Here is a 13,761-nt window from a genome sequence, read left to right on the forward strand (position 1 = left end):
TACTTCGCCTTCAACTCCTGCGAACCCGACAGCTGCACCGGCAGCGAACCCAGCTTGTTCACCGCCGGGATCAGCGACGACGAGGCGCACACCCGCGCCACCTCCTCGATCACGATCACCGTCGCCAGCGCGTCCGCCCCCGCACCGCCGAACTCCTCCGGCACGTGCACCGCATGCAGATCGCTGCCCTGCAGCGCCTCCAGCGCCTCCTGCGGGAACCGCCCCTGCTCGTCCACCTCCGCCGCGAACGGAGCGATCTTCGCCTCGGCCAGCGAACGCACCGCCTCACGGAGCATCCCGTGCTCCTCGGAGATCCGGAAGAGATCGAAGTCCTGGCTCATGATCGGTACTCCTGGTTCGCGACGGTACTCAGTACCCTTCATTATGCATGTGCGCAGCAAAAAGGGAACTCAGTGCCTTCACATGGCGGCACTGAGTTCCCTATTCTTTTCCGCGTAAGGCCGACAGTCCGAGCGCAGGGAGATGACAGCGTGGTCCACTCAGCAATCGACTCCGACACCGAGAACGTCGCGTTGCACTTCCAGCGCTGCGCCTGGTGCCACAACCCCACCTTCCAGCGGCTGCTCTGCCCCACCTGCGGCTCCACCGACCTGCGGCTGGAGCGCAGCGAGGGCACCGGCGTGGTGCGCCGCTGCGCGGTGGAGCAGGCGCGCACGCCGCTGGCCCGGCAGAAGTCGCTGATCCGGATGGCCGAGGGCTTCGACGTGTGGTGTGTCGTCAACGGCCTGCGCAGCACCGTCCCGGTGGGCACCCGGGTCCGGTTGACGCCGTCCGCGGACTCGGAGCAGCCCGAGCTGACCCTGCTCCCGCACGAGGAGCCGGAGCCGGTCGAGCCCGTCGAGCCGCGCCCGCTGCCGCCGAACCAGGGCGGCTTCACCCAGCACCTGGCGGCCTTCGCGGAGTGAGACCGGGGCCCGGGGGCCTCGCGGACACGCGGAGGAGGGCGTGGCACCGGGTACCCGGTGCCACGCCCTCCTCACTGCGCGCTGCGCGCGGTGGACCGCGCGCTACGCGTTCACGCTCAGCCCTTGCGGCTCTTCACCTCGTCGGTGAGCTGCGGCAGGACGGCGAACAGGTCGCCGACCACGCCGTAGTCCGCGAGCTCGAAGATCGGGGCCTCGGGGTCCTTGTTGACGGCCACGATGGTCTTCGAGGTCTGCATGCCGGCCCGGTGCTGGATGGCGCCGGAGATGCCGTTCGCCACGTAGAGCTGGGGCGAGACCTGCTTGCCGGTCTGGCCGACCTGGTTGGTGTGCGGGTACCAGCCGGCGTCGACGGCGGCACGCGAGGCGCCGACGGCCGCGCCGAGCGCGTCCGCGAGGTCCTCGACCACGGCGAAGCCCTCGGCCTCGCCGACGCCGCGGCCGCCGGAGACCACGATGGCGGCCTCGGTCAGCTCGGGGCGGCCGCTGGAGACGCGCGGGGTACGGGAGGTGACGGTGGCGGCGTTGCCGGTGAAGGCGACGGCGACGTTCTCCACCGCGCCGGCGGCCGCGGCGGCCTCGGGGGCGACGGCGTTCGGCTTGACGGTGATGACCGGCACGCCGGTGCTGATGCGCGACTCGACGGTGTAGGACGCGGCGAAGACCGACTGGCTGGCGACCGGGCCGGCGTCGCCGGCGCGCAGGTCGACGGCGTCGGTGATGATGCCGGAGCCCAGGCGCAGCGCGACGCGGGCCGCGATCTCCTTGCCCTCGCCGGAGGAGGTGACCAGGACGGCGCCGGTGTCGGCGGTCCTGGCGATCTGGGTCAGCGCGTCGACCTTGGGGACGACCAGCTGGTCGGTGAACTCGGCGCCGTCGGCGACGTAGACCTTGGCGGCGCCGTACTCGCCGGCCTTGGCGGCGATGGCGGCGGCGGCCGGGCCTGCGCCCAGGACGACGGCCGAGGGCTCGCCGATCCGGCGGGCCAGGGTCAGCAGTTCGAGGGCCGGCTTGCGGATCGCACCGTCGGCGTGGTCGACGAGGACGAGGATCTCACTCATTGCTCAAAGTCTCCTTGGTGTTGCGGTGGGCCGGGGTGGCGAGGGGGCGTCAGATGAACTTCTGCGCGGCGAGGTAGGCGGCGAGCTGTCGGCCGCCCTCGCCCTCGTCCTTGACGACCGTGCCCGCGGTACGCGCCGGACGCGCCGTCGCCGACTCCACCGCCGTCCACGCACCCGCCAGACCGACCTCGTCCGCCTCGATCCCCAGGTCGTCCAGGTCCAGCGACACGACCGGCTTCTTCTTCGCCGCCATGATCCCCTTGAACGACGGGTACCGGGCCTCACCCGACTGGTCCGTCACCGACACCACCGCCGGCAGCGCCGCCTCCACCAGCTCCGTCGCCGCGTCACCGTCCCGGCGCCCGCGCACCACGCCGCCCTCGACCGACACCTCCGACAGCAGCGTCACCTGCGGCACACCCAGGCGCTCCGCCAGCAGCGCCGGCAGCACACCCATCGTGCCGTCCGTCGACGCCATCCCGCCGATCACCAGGTCGAACCCGGTCTTCTCCAGCGCCTTCGCCAGCACCGCCGACGTCCCGATCACATCACTGCCGTGGATGTCGTCGTCGTTGACGTGCACCGCCTTGTCCGCACCCATCGACAGCGCCTTGCGCAGCGCGTCCTTCGCGTCGTCCGGCCCGACCGTCAGCACCGTGACCTCGGCACCCTCGTTCGCCTCCGCGATCCGCAGCGCCTGCTCCACGCCGTACTCGTCCAGCTCCGACAGAAGGCCGTCCACGCCCTCCCGGTCAGTGGTGAGATCGTCCGCGAAACGACGGTCACCCGTCGCGTCCGGCACGTGCTTCACACAGACAACGATCCTCAAGCTCATGAGCGGTTCTCCTGTACGGGTGCACTGGTCCATGGCCTCAGGTCATGCCGAGGGTACTGAGTGCCAAGTCCGGCCCGGCCACGCCCTGCGATACCGCAGGCGCCACCTGGACCGGCATGCCGTGTCGGCTCTCTTCGACTGGCGTCAGAGGCTCACCGGAGACAATACGGCACTCAGTACCCCGCGTAAAGGAACTCAGTACCCTTCGCCTGGTCGAGGGGGGTCCTCAGCTCCCGCCGAGGGCGACGGCGGCCTCGCCGGTGTAGAGGCGGAAGGTCATCGACTCCTGGAGGTAGAGCGACACCGAGGCGGCGTCGTGGGAGAGGTAGCCGACCGAGACGTCCTGGCCGAGGAAGAGCTCGAAGTCGCCGCCGCGGGCGGACAGGAGGTAGGCGCCCTCGATCGCCGGGGCCCAGATGATCTCGCCGTCCAGGAGGCGGGCGATGTGGGCGGCGACGGGGTAGCCGTGGTCGCTGGTCTCGCTGACGGCGGTGAACGGGTCGGCGCCGAGCAGGAGCGAGTAGGGGCCGCCGACACCGGCCAGGCGCAGCGCGGTGAGGGCCTGGCTCACGGTCGTGGGGTACTCGCGGACGTCGGCGGGGAGCGGGATGGGCGGGTTGGTGGCACCCGCGCGGATGCCCTCGATCGCGGCGGCCCGGTAGCCCTCGAAGATGGCGCGGTCCTCGGCCAGGGCCAGGGTGCGGGCGGCGTCCTTGACCGGCTGCCAGTCGGAGTCGCGGGAGCCTCGTTCGACGTCGTCGACGGCGGCGCGGTCGACGGTGAAGGGGACCCGCAGTTCGACGAGCGGCCGGGCCTCGCGGGCGCGGGCGATGACGCCGTCGGCGGGTGGGGCGATGCCGGTCAGGTGGCCGGTGCCGACGGCGGCGAGGGTGGCGCCGTCCGGTCCGTGCAGGTCGACGACCCGGCGGCCGGCGATGTGGAGCTTGAAGGTCTGCCGGGCCTCCTCCTCGATCTCCGCCCAGGCGGCGGCCGAGACGGGGGCGAGGTCGCGGTGCAGGTTGGTCATGGGGTGCGGGTCCTTTTCAGGCTGCCGATGGCGAGCGAGCCATCGGAGACGGGAACGGGGGCGGTGGCGGAGGCGGGAGCGGTGGCGGTCGCGGAGTGGGCGACGGGCGGGGGCGGCGGGCTGTCCAGGAAGTCCGCCGCCGGGGTGAAGAAGAGCCCGCCGGTGACGGCGGTGGAGAAGTCCAGGAGGCGGTCGTGGCCGCCGGGCGCCCTGCCCGTGAACATGTTGCGCAGCATCTCCTCGGTCACCTCGGGGGTGCGCGAGTAGCCGATGAAGTAGGTGCCGAACTCGCCTCCCCCGCCGAAGGAGCCGAACGCCATGTTGTAGCGCATGATCTGCCGCTCCTCGCCGTCCGGTCCGGTGACGGTGGTGAGGGCGACGTGCGAGTCGGCGGGTTTGTCCGCGTCGTCCAGCTCGATGTCGGTGAGCTTGGTGCGGCCGACCGCCCGCTCCTGCCGCTCCACCGGGAGGGCGTTCCAGGCGGTGAGGTCGTGCAGGTACTTCTGGACGATGACGTAGCTGCCGCCGGCGTACCGGGCGTCCTCCTCGCCGACGACCACGGCGGCCTCGGCGGCCCGGCCCTCGGGGTTCTCGGTGCCGTCGACGAAGCCGAGCAGGTCGCGGTCGTCAAAGTAGCGGAAGCCGTGGACGGCGTCGACGACGGTGGCGGCCCCGGCGAGGCGCCCGGTGAGCTGGCCCGCCAGTTCGAAGCAGAGGTCCATCCGGTCGGCCCGGATGTGCAGCAGCAGGTCGCCGGGAGTGGCCGGGGCGCGGTGGCGCGGGCCGGCCACCTCCCGGAAGGGGTGCAGCCCGGCGGGCGCGGGACCGGCGAAGAGCCGGTCCCAGGCTGCGGAGCCGATGCCGGTGACACAGGTCAGCCCGCCCTCCGGGGCACGGAAGCCGACCGCGCGGCGCAGCCCGGCGAGGTCGGGCAGCAGCTCGCGGACCACCGGCTCGCCGCCGGGGTCGACGGTGAGCACGAGGAAGACGGCGGCGCCGGTGAGCGGGGCGAGGACGGCCTGCGGTTCAGCGGACACGATGACTCCAGGGGGTGGTCAGGAGGCCTGCGGGGCTTCCCGCGCGGCGCGGTGGTCGGCGGGGGTCCGGCCGCTCCTCGTCTCAGCCTCGGCCTCGACGTCGGCGCTGACGCTGACGCTGACGCTGACGCGGCGGCTGACGGTCACCGTCGAGCCGGGCACCGTCGAACCGCAGCAGCGTCACCCCGGGCGATCCGTCCGCCGGGGGCGCGTGACCGGGAGGGGCAGGGCGCGACGGACCGACGGTGATCTGATCACGCGGACGATTACACCGCATAGCGGACATTTAGGCACGGCCAACACGCCACCCGTTCGGCCCCCGGCGGATGGTCGTCCACCGGGGGCCGAACGGGTGGCGGAGCGTCAGGGCCTCACCCGGATGCCCCGGGGCCGGCGGCCGGCCGACTGCGGCCCAGACCCGACGCGGTCACCAGCGCGCCCAGCAGCACCGCCGCCACCGGCACCACCAGGGCCGCCCGGAAGCCTTCCAGCCCCGCCTGCGCGGTGCCGGGCCCGCCGGCCGTCGCGGCCAGGTTCACCGCCGTCACCACCGAGAGGCCGAGCGCCGCACCGAACTGGAACGAGGTGTTGAGCAGCCCGCCGGCCAGCCCCTGTTCCTCCTCGGCGATCCCCTCGGTGGCGGCGATGGTCAGCGGCCCGTACGCGAGGGCGAAGGCCAGCCCGGTGAGGATCATGGTGGGGAACATCATCGGGTAGGTCCAGTCCAGCCCCACCGGCAGGAACAGCGCGTAGGAGAGCGCCGCCAGGCAGAAGCCGCCGAGGATCACCCGGGCGTTGCCGAACCGCTCCACCAGCCGCGGTGTGAGGGTGGGCGCCAGCACCGCGTCCACACCGACCGCGAGCAGCGCCAGGCCGGTCTGCAGCGGGGTCCAGCCGCGCAGGTCCTGCAGGTAGAGGGTGGCGACGAACTGGAAGCCGAAGAACGACCCGGCGAAGAGCATCGCACCGAGGTTGGCCCGCAGCAGCGGGCCGGAGCGCAGCAGGCCGAGCCGGACCAGCGGCGCGGCCGAGCGCCGCTCGACCGCCGCGAAGACGGCCAGCAGCGCCAGCCCGCCGGCCAGGGCGGCCGCCGTCCAGACCGCCGAGGCACCGGGCTCGCCGAGCCGGACCACGGTGTAGACCAGCAGCAGCATCGCGCCGGTCGCGGTGACGGCGCCGGCCAGGTCGAAGCGCTCGCCGGGCCGCCGGACGGGGGCGGTGTCGCGCGGGAGCAGCGGGATCGCCGCCAGCAGCAGCGCGCCGGCCAGCAGCACCGGGGCGAAGAAGACCCAGCGCCAGCTGACCGCCGCCAGCAGTCCGCCGGCCACCAGGCCGAGCGAGAAGCCGGCCGCCGCGGTGCCCGCGTAGACCAGCAGGGCGCGGTTGCGCTGCGGGCCCTCGGCGAAGGCGGTGGTGATGACCGCCAGGCCCGCCGGGGTCATGAACGCGGCCGAGAGGCCGGTGGCGAAGCGGGCCAGGATCAGCACCCACCCCTCGCCCGCCAGCCCGCCGAGGCCGGAGAACAGGACGAAGACGGTGAGCCAGCACAGGAACATCCGGCGGCGGCCCAGCAGGTCGGCGGTCCGGCCGCCGAGCAGCATGAACCCGCCGTAGCCGAGGACGTACGCGCTCAGCACCCAGCTGAGCGCGCCGGTGGACATGCCCAGGTCGGCGCGGATGGACGGCAGCGCCACGTTGAGCATGGCGACGTCGATGCCCTCCAGGAAGATCGCGCCGCAGAGGACGAGCAGCACGGCGGCGTCGCGGCCGCGCGGACGGGGCGGGGCCGCCGGGGGCGGGGCGGATCCGGACGGGCCGCCGGTTTCGGGCACGGCTGAGGGCATGGCTGAGGACACGGACACGGGAGGTCTCCTGCGGAGGACGGGGAGGCGAGGGGTGCGGCACACGACCCGGTTCCTGATCAGCCGGTCGGTTCCCTCTTGTAACCACTCGTCATCCTCCGGCAGCATCAGGAGGCATGGAAGAAGGCACTTCGAAGTTACCGACGCACTGCACGGGTACCGAGGACGCCTACGGCGTGCTCCAGTGGGACTCCCGGGAGGACTGCGAGGTCCGGCAGATCCTCGACCGGATCGCCGACAAGTGGTCGCTGCTGGTGATCGCGCTCCTCGACCGGCGCTCGCTGCGCTTCACCGAGCTGCGCCGCGAGATCGACGGGGTCAGCCAGCGGATGCTGACCGTCACGCTGCGCCAGCTGGAGCGCGACGGGCTGGTCTCGCGCACCGTCCACCCCGTCGTCCCGCCCCGGGTCGACTACGCGCTGACGCCGCTCGGACGGACGCTGCACGCCACCATCCAGTCCCTGGTCCACTGGACGGAGGCGCACCAGCGGGAGATCGCGGCGGCCCGCGCCGCCTACGACACGCGCGAGGCGCAGGCACAGGCGTAGGGCACGGGCGCACGCGCCGGCAGGGGCGCAGGCGCACACGCAGGCATGGGCGCAGGCATGGCGAAGGGGCGGGCCCGCGGGCCCGCCCCTTCCGTCCGTCACCCGGCGGCCGTCAGACCCGCAGGGCCGCCAGCTGCTGGGCGAACGGCACCACGGCCTCCGGCCGCGCCGCGGCCACCGGTCCGCGACGGGTCTGCAGGGCGGCCAACTCCCCTGCCGCGCGGTCGATCCGGGCCGGCAGCGCGTCGGCGTACCCGTCCCCCGCCGAGCCCCAGTCGTCGGTGGCCGCGTAGACCGCGGTCGGGACGACGACCGCCCGCAGGTAGGCGAAGAGCGGCCGGACGGCGTGCTCCAGGGCGAGCGAGTGGCGGGCGGTGCCGCCGGTCGCGGCGATCAGGACCGGCTTGCCGGCCAGGGCGTCCTGGTCGATCACGTCGAAGAAGGACTTGAACAGGCCGCTGTACGAGGCGGTGAAGATCGGCGTCACGGCGATCAGCGCGTCCGCCTCCGTCACCGCCTCGACCGCCCCGCGCAGCGCGCCGCCGGCGAAACCGGTCACCAGGTTGTGCGCGATGTCGGTCGCGAGGTCGCGGAGTTCGACCACCGTGACCTCCACCTGCCGCCCGTCCTCGCCGAGTCGGCGGACCGTCGCCGCCGCGAGCCGGTCCGCCAGCAGGCGGGTCGAGGACGGCTCGGAGAGCCCGGCGCTGACGACGGCCAGCCTGAGCGCGATCATTCGGTCACCTCCAGGAGCTCGCGCCCGGCCTGCTGTGCCACCCGGGCGGTGTGCGTCGGCCCGTCCGGGACCTCGGCCGGGCGGCCCTTGGCGAACTCCTCGCGCAGCACCGGCACGACCTCCTCGCCGAGCAGGTCCAGCTGCTCCAGCACGGTCTTCAGCGGCAGGCCGGCGTGGTCCATCAGGAACAGCTGGCGCTGGTAGTCGCCGAAGGACTCGCGGAAGGTCAGCGTCTTCTCGATGACCTCCTGCGGGCTGCCCACGGTCAGCGGGGTCTGCTCGGTGAACTCCTCCAGCGACGGCCCGTGCCCGTAGACCGGCGCGTTGTCGAAGTACGGGCGGAACTCCCGTACCGCGTCCTGCGAGTTCCGCCGCATGAACACCTGCCCGCCGAGGCCCACGTACGCCTGCTCGGGCGTGCCGTGGCCGTAGTGGGCGTAGCGCTCGCGGTAGAGGCCGACCAGCTTCTGGAAGTGCTCCTTGGGCCAGAAGATGTTGTTCGCGAAGAAGCCGTCCCCGTAGTACGCGGCCTGCTCGGCGATCTCCGGGCTGCGGATCGAGCCGTGCCAGACGAACGGCGCGACGCCGTCCAGCGGGCGCGGGGTGGAGGTGAAGGACTGCAGCGGGGTGCGGAAGCGGCCCTGCCAGTCCACCGACTCCTCGCGCCACAGCTGGTGCAGCAGCGCGTAGTTCTCGATCGCGAGCGGGATGCCCTGGCGGATGTCCTTGCCGAACCACGGGTAGACCGGCCCGGTGTTGCCGCGGCCCATCATCAGGTCCACCCGGCCCTGCGCGAGGTGCTGGAGCATCGCGAAGTCCTCGGCGATCTTCACCGGGTCGTTGGTGGTGATCAGCGTGGTGGAGGTGGAGAGGATGAGGCGCTCGGTCTGCGCGGCTATGTAGCCGAGCATGGTCGTCGGCGAGGACGGGACGAACGGCGGGTTGTGGTGCTCGCCGGTCGCGAAGACGTCCAGCCCGACCTCCTCGGCCTTGCGGGCGATGGCCACCATGGCCTTGATCCGCTCGTGCTCGGTCGGGGTGCGGCCGGTGGTGGGGTCGGGGGTGACGTCGCCGACGGTGAAGATTCCGAACTGCATGCTGCTCACCACGCTCCAGTCTGCTTCCGCGCGATCCGGGCGCCCCGGACGGACGGGACGGCCCGGACGATCGGGTGGCCCGGGCGACCGGGCCAGATCGTCAAAGTTTCAACCACCTTAGCACCGCGGTGCTCGCCCGTATTCCCCGGGACGCCCGGTTCCCCGGAGCGGACCTGCTCCCCCAGGGCCGACCGGCTCCCCAGGACGGACCGGGCGGGCGGACGCGACAATGGGAGGGCAAGGACGGCCGGCCCGGAGCTCCGGAAGGGCGGCGAACCGATGGCGGCCTACATAGCGGTGAGCGCGCTGAGCCACGAGGGCCGGGTGCGGGAGCACAACGAGGACAGCCTGACGGTCGGCCCCTGGACGCTCTGCGCCACCGTCACCACCAACCCGCAGAGTCTGCTGTTCCCGCTCGGACCGCCCTGCGTGGTCGCGGTGGCGGACGGCCTCGGCGGGCACCCCGGCGGCGAGGTGGCGAGCGCGCTGGTGGCCCGGCGGCTGGCGGCGGCCGGGCCCGGACTGACCGACGAGGAGTCCGTCCGGGACGCGCTGCAGACCTGCAACCGGGCGGTGTTCGCGGCGGCCGCCGACGACCCCGGGCTGGCCGCGATGGGCACGACGGTGGCGGGCCTGGTGCTGCTGCCCGAGCAGGCGATCAGCTTCAACGTCGGCGACAGCCGGGTCTACCGGGTCGCCGACGACGGCCTGCACCGGGTGAGCGTCGACGACAGCCCGCCGCTCGCGCCCGGGCGCCGCACCACCTCGCTGGTCACCCAGACGCTCGGCGGCTCGCTGGGCCTGACCTTCGTCGAACCGCATGTGCGCAGCGCGCCGCTGGCGGTGGGCGACCGCTACCTGGTGTGCAGCGACGGGCTCACCGACCCGGTACCGGACGAGGAGCTGTCCGCACTGCTCGCCCGGCCGGAGGAGGAGTCGGAACGGGCCGACGGTCAGGCGGTCTTCGACCTCTGGAAGGCCGCGATCGAGGCGGGCGGGCCGGACAACATCACCCTGGCCCTGGTGCGGATCGGCGGGTAGGCGGGGTAGGCAGGGCGGGACGTGCCGAAGGCCCCGGCGGGGCGCTGGCTGCGCTCCGCCGGGGCCGCTCGGTCAGGGGCCGGATCAGTACTCGGCCTTGATGTCCACCCCGCTGAAGCCCTGCTGGGCGTAGAGGCTCACGAAGACGTAGCCGGCGGGCGGGTTGGTGATGGTGAGGGTCTCGGTGTTGTTGCCGGCGTTGGTGGAGCGGGAGGTGTACGCGTTGGTGTACGCCCAGCCGCTCGCGTTGTAGTAGAGGTCGGCGTTGCCGGTGCCGCCACCGCTGGTGAGCTTCAGCTGCTTCGTCCCGGCCGGGAGGTAGAGGTAGAAGTGGGCGTAGTTGCCGGTGGTCGCCGCCATGTTGCTGCGGCGGCAGTTCTTGTCGAGCTGGCGGACGTCGGCGCCGGCGCACTCCGGCAGCCGCGAGACGGTGACCGTCTGGCTGCTGCTCGCGGTGGCGCCCTTGTCGTCCGTCACGGTCAGCGTGACGGTGTAGGTGCCGGCCGCACCGTAGACGTGGGTCGGGTTGGCGGCGGTGGAGCCGGAGTTGTCACCGAAGTTCCAGGACCGCGCGGCGATCGTGCCGTCCGCGTCGGTCGAGCGGTCGACGAAGGTGACGGCGAGCTCGCCGACGGCGGTGGTGAAGGCGGCCTTGGGGGCCTGGTTGGCGGGCGGGTTGCCGGTGTCGGCGCAGGCGCCGTTGGCGCAGGCCGTCAGCCAGGTGTCGAAGTCGGCGTTGTAGCGGGTGCCGATGGTGGTGGTCAGGTAGCTGCGGGCGCCGTTCCAGTCGCCCGCACGGTACTTGGCGAGCACCGCGTCCATGTCGCCACGGTGCTTCTCCAGCATGTAGCGGACGGCCAGGTAGCCCCAGCGGTAGACCCGGTCCTGGTCGCCGTAGGCGGTGTCGAAGAGGGTGCTCAGGCTGTAGGTGTGGTTGGCCGCCTGGGCGATCGCGCCGTCGTTCGTCACCTTCCGGTAGGAGTAGGAGACGTACTCGGCGAAGCCCTCGACCCACCAGACGGTCGGCGTGGTCATGCCGGCATTGAAGTCGCCGTACATGTCGAACCGGCCGTCGAGGTAGTGGGTGTACTCGTGGTTGAGGTTCCAGATCTCGAAGTCCGGGCGCACCCAGTCGGCCTCGTAGGCGAGGAAGCGCGGCTGGTTGCCGACGGTGGCCGGGTTGCCCTCCAGGTACATCCCGCCGTTGTTGGTGTCGATGCCGTAGATGCTGGCGGCGAACACCCCGTAGTCGAACCGGGAGTGGAAGACCACGACCTCGATGGTGGTGTTGCGGTCGTCGGAGACCGCGCCCTGGTCACGGGCCACCGAGTGGAAGAACGCGTCCTGGCCGGTGAGGCTGGTGCAGGCGGTGTTCAGCTTGGCGCTGTCGAGGGCCTGGGCGATGATCCGGATGCTCGGGCTGCAGGTGTAGTTCACGGTCAGGATCGCCGCCTTGAGGCGGGCGGGCGCGTCACAGGTGCCGTAGTAGGAGCAGTTTCCGGCGTCGTACGCCTCGGCCATCTCGGCGACGGCGGCCCACTGGTAGGCGGTGGGGCCGGAGACCGAGGACTGGTCGGCCAGCGCCTTGATGAGCGGGCGGACCTTGCCCTGGAGCGGGGCGTGCTGGACGAAGCGGCCGAGCTCGCGGGTCGCGTTGTAGACCAGGAAGCCGTAGTCGCCGCCGAGCTGGGACTTGTTGGCGGAGGCGAAGTTGTACAGCGTGTCGAGCACGCTCGGGTCGGCCTGGACGGCCGAGACGAAGGCGGGGAGCTGGTGCCCGCGCCACAGGACGGTGAACACGCCGTTGAGCGCGTTGCCCATGCCGGCGGGGTTGTGGGTGGCGCTGTTGTAGTCCGTCAGCAGCCGCTTGACCACCGGCAGGTAGCGGGTGTTCTCCTGCGCGCTGTCGATCAGGATGACGGCCTCGCCCAGGGTGGACGCGTTGTCCGAGCTGACGTCCCGCGAGTGGGCGCTGCCGAAGAAGGTGTCCAGGGCGCCGCGGATGGAGGTCTGCAGGGTGGTGCCGTAGGTGCCGACGTCACTGGCGTGGTACCACTGCACGAAGTAGCCGGCGCGCAGGAAGAGCACCAGCTGGCCGGTGGCGGTGGTGTTGTTCCCGGGGTAGCTGGCGGCGGCGTCGCGCAGCGCGTCGGCGACCGTCACCATCTGGGCCTCGCGGAACGCGTTGTACGCGTCGGTGCCGGTGATGGTGAACAGCTGGTTGACGCAGTTCAGGTCGACGGACTTGATCTGCTGGACGAGGGCGCTGCCCGTCCGGCTGGTGAAGTCGCCGATGTTGCAGGCCGCGGCCTCCGCGGCGGCGGCGCTCCGGCCGAGGGACTTGACGGACTTCTGCTGCGCCTCGGCGGTGAGCATCAGCGGGGCCCGGTCGCGGGCGGGGACCGCCTTGTTGGCGCCGTGCTCGTCGAGGTCCGCGCCGATGGCCGGCTGGGGGGCCGGGGCGGTCGGGGCGGTGGGCGCGGCGGCGTCGGGCTTCGGTGCGGCCGGGACGGGGGCGGCCGCGCTGCGCGGGGTGAACAGGCCGAACGCCAGCAGCATCGCCATGGCGAACGTCAACAGCCTTGCTATCTGGGCACGTTGGATCGATGGAGCGGTTCTCACGTGGGGGCCTCCGGGCCATGTTCGGCCGCGCTGGGGGGTGCGGCCGTGCGGGAGTGAGGACCGTAGCGACGGCGCCGTTGGGGGAGGCTCCGTCGTGCACACGGTGGGGAGTGTGACATGTACAATGGCATACATCACATGACGGTGGGAACCCTCAGGCGCCGACGAGTTTCCGACGGCCGCACCCGGACAGCACGAAGGCCGCCGCAACGGGATTGACTCCTCGTCACGACGGCCGTTCGGGGACCCTAGGCCGGCAGCGGCCGGATCCGGCCGCGCGTCACTTGCGCAGCAGCAGGATGACCCCGGCGGTCACCAGGCCCACCACGACGGCGGACGCGCCGTACGCGAGCCGGTGCGAGCGCAGCACGGGCAGGAAGCGGTCCACGGCGTAGCGGCCCGGCCCGGTGAGGGCGAGCGCGGCGGCGCCGGCGGTGAGCAGCAGCTCGTACTCGCTGCCCTTGGGGGCGAAGAACCCGCCACCCCAGGTGACGGCGATCGCGTTGACCATGGTGCCGACGATCGCGGCGGCGGCCAGCGGGGTGAGCAGGCCGGCGGCCAGGGCGAGCCCGCCCAGGGTCTCGGTGAGGCCGGCCACGACGGCCATGGCGTCCCCGGCCGGGTAGCCGCTCATGGTGAAGAACTGACCGGTCCCGTCGATGCCGCCGCCGCCGAACCAGCCGAAGAGCTTCTGGCTGCCGTGCGCGGCCATGGTCAGGCCGAGGGCGAGGCGCAGCAGCAGGAGGCCTGCGTCGTAGGCGTGCGGGGAGGTCGTCGCGGGTTCGGGCGCGACCTGGCCCGGACGGACGGGGGCGGTGGCGGCGGTCGTGCTCGGGCTGGTGCTCGGCATGCGCGTCTCCATCATTCATGGGCAGGCGTTGTTCAAATTCGAACCGATCGCCATCGACGGTACCCGGTGGTTCGAATTTGAACAACCCGCGGGCGGGTCGC

At 72.4% G+C, this 13,761-nt stretch carries 14 protein-coding genes; 3 read left to right on the top strand and 11 right to left on the bottom strand.

Going from position 1 to position 13,761, the window contains the following annotated elements; translation table 11 throughout:
- The coding region (locus ACFVVX_RS21640) for an acyl-CoA dehydrogenase family protein (RefSeq protein WP_387947916.1) at positions 1-341 on the bottom strand (341 nt) is incomplete at its 3' end.
- A 150-nt stretch (positions 342-491) separates the two neighbouring features.
- Between ACFVVX_RS21640 and ACFVVX_RS21645 the strand changes: the two genes are divergently transcribed.
- Positions 492-926, top strand: coding sequence for a hypothetical protein (locus ACFVVX_RS21645; protein ID WP_387947918.1), 435 nt, complete (start codon positions 492-494; stop codon positions 924-926).
- A gap of 116 nt (positions 927-1,042) precedes the next feature.
- Here ACFVVX_RS21645 and ACFVVX_RS21650 read toward each other — a convergent pair whose 3' ends face one another.
- The 6 genes from ACFVVX_RS21650 to ACFVVX_RS21675 form a co-directional block, all read right to left on the bottom strand.
- Positions 1,043-2,005, bottom strand: coding sequence for an electron transfer flavoprotein subunit alpha/FixB family protein (locus ACFVVX_RS21650; RefSeq protein WP_387947920.1), 963 nt, complete (start codon positions 2,003-2,005; stop codon positions 1,043-1,045).
- Between the two features lie 49 nt (positions 2,006-2,054).
- Positions 2,055-2,840 (bottom strand): electron transfer flavoprotein subunit beta/FixA family protein, encoded by a 786-nt coding sequence (locus ACFVVX_RS21655; protein WP_387947922.1) that lies wholly within the window; start codon positions 2,838-2,840, stop codon positions 2,055-2,057.
- A 226-nt stretch (positions 2,841-3,066) separates the two neighbouring features.
- Entirely contained in the window at positions 3,067-3,867 is an 801-nt protein-coding gene (locus tag ACFVVX_RS21660; RefSeq protein WP_387947924.1) for a family 1 encapsulin nanocompartment shell protein, read from the bottom strand.
- Positions 3,864-4,904 (bottom strand): Dyp-type peroxidase, encoded by a 1,041-nt coding sequence (locus ACFVVX_RS21665; RefSeq protein ID WP_387947926.1) that lies wholly within the window; start codon positions 4,902-4,904, stop codon positions 3,864-3,866. Before ACFVVX_RS21665 ends, ACFVVX_RS21660 begins: the two co-directional genes overlap by 4 nt.
- A gap of 18 nt (positions 4,905-4,922) precedes the next feature.
- Positions 4,923-5,066, bottom strand: coding sequence for a hypothetical protein (locus ACFVVX_RS21670; RefSeq protein ID WP_387947928.1), 144 nt, complete (start codon positions 5,064-5,066; stop codon positions 4,923-4,925).
- A 209-nt stretch (positions 5,067-5,275) separates the two neighbouring features.
- Positions 5,276-6,607: an MFS transporter gene (locus ACFVVX_RS21675; RefSeq protein WP_387948266.1), complete on the bottom strand. Its 1,332-nt coding sequence runs from the start codon at positions 6,605-6,607 to the stop codon at positions 5,276-5,278.
- 275 nt (positions 6,608-6,882) lie between these two features.
- Here ACFVVX_RS21675 and ACFVVX_RS21680 point away from each other — a divergent pair, with 275 nt between their 5' ends.
- Complete coding sequence (locus tag ACFVVX_RS21680) at positions 6,883-7,314, top strand: winged helix-turn-helix transcriptional regulator (protein ID WP_387947930.1); 432 nt, start codon at positions 6,883-6,885, stop codon at positions 7,312-7,314.
- Positions 7,315-7,426: 112 nt separating this feature from the next.
- Here ACFVVX_RS21680 and ACFVVX_RS21685 read toward each other — a convergent pair whose 3' ends face one another.
- Positions 7,427-8,050, bottom strand: coding sequence for an FMN reductase (locus ACFVVX_RS21685; protein WP_387947932.1), 624 nt, complete (start codon positions 8,048-8,050; stop codon positions 7,427-7,429).
- Positions 8,047-9,147: an LLM class flavin-dependent oxidoreductase gene (locus ACFVVX_RS21690; RefSeq protein ID WP_387947934.1), complete on the bottom strand. Its 1,101-nt coding sequence runs from the start codon at positions 9,145-9,147 to the stop codon at positions 8,047-8,049. Before ACFVVX_RS21690 ends, ACFVVX_RS21685 begins: the two co-directional genes overlap by 4 nt.
- Positions 9,148-9,426: 279 nt before the next feature.
- On the opposite strand from ACFVVX_RS21690, the gene ACFVVX_RS21695 reads away from it, so the two are divergent.
- Positions 9,427-10,188: a PP2C family protein-serine/threonine phosphatase gene (locus tag ACFVVX_RS21695; RefSeq protein WP_387947936.1), complete on the top strand. Its 762-nt coding sequence runs from the start codon at positions 9,427-9,429 to the stop codon at positions 10,186-10,188.
- An 84-nt stretch (positions 10,189-10,272) separates the two neighbouring features.
- On the opposite strand, the gene ACFVVX_RS21700 is transcribed toward ACFVVX_RS21695, so the two are convergent.
- Positions 10,273-12,753 (bottom strand): collagenase, encoded by a 2,481-nt coding sequence (locus ACFVVX_RS21700; protein ID WP_387948268.1) that lies wholly within the window; start codon positions 12,751-12,753, stop codon positions 10,273-10,275.
- A gap of 337 nt (positions 12,754-13,090) precedes the next feature.
- Positions 13,091-13,660, bottom strand: a complete 570-nt coding sequence (locus ACFVVX_RS21705; RefSeq protein WP_387947938.1) for a DoxX family membrane protein — start codon at positions 13,658-13,660, stop codon at positions 13,091-13,093.
- Positions 13,661-13,761: the final 101 nt, after the last annotated feature.

Source organism: Kitasatospora sp. NPDC058170, assembly GCF_042883905.1.
Lineage (GTDB): Bacteria > Actinomycetota > Actinomycetes > Streptomycetales > Streptomycetaceae > Kitasatospora.

Bases quoted from the DNA above. Each gene is read 5' to 3' on its own strand.
- ACFVVX_RS21650 (WP_387947920.1), bottom strand. From the start codon at position 2,005: ATGAGTGAGATCCTCGTCCTCGTCGACCACGCCGACGGTGCGATCCGC.
- ACFVVX_RS21695 (WP_387947936.1), top strand. From the start codon at position 9,427: ATGGCGGCCTACATAGCGGTGAGCGCGCTGAGCCACGAGGGCCGGGTG.
- ACFVVX_RS21675 (WP_387948266.1), bottom strand. From the start codon at position 6,607: ATGCTCAACGTGGCGCTGCCGTCCATCCGCGCCGACCTGGGCATGTCC.
- ACFVVX_RS21705 (WP_387947938.1), bottom strand. From the start codon at position 13,660: ATGCCGAGCACCAGCCCGAGCACGACCGCCGCCACCGCCCCCGTCCGT.
- ACFVVX_RS21690 (WP_387947934.1), bottom strand. From the start codon at position 9,147: ATGCAGTTCGGAATCTTCACCGTCGGCGACGTCACCCCCGACCCCACC.
- ACFVVX_RS21655 (WP_387947922.1), bottom strand. From the start codon at position 2,840: ATGAGCTTGAGGATCGTTGTCTGTGTGAAGCACGTGCCGGACGCGACG.
- ACFVVX_RS21700 (WP_387948268.1), bottom strand. From the start codon at position 12,753: ATGGCGATGCTGCTGGCGTTCGGCCTGTTCACCCCGCGCAGCGCGGCC.
- ACFVVX_RS21680 (WP_387947930.1), top strand. From the start codon at position 6,883: ATGGAAGAAGGCACTTCGAAGTTACCGACGCACTGCACGGGTACCGAG.
- ACFVVX_RS21660 (WP_387947924.1), bottom strand. From the start codon at position 3,867: ATGACCAACCTGCACCGCGACCTCGCCCCCGTCTCGGCCGCCGCCTGG.
- ACFVVX_RS21685 (WP_387947932.1), bottom strand. From the start codon at position 8,050: ATGATCGCGCTCAGGCTGGCCGTCGTCAGCGCCGGGCTCTCCGAGCCG.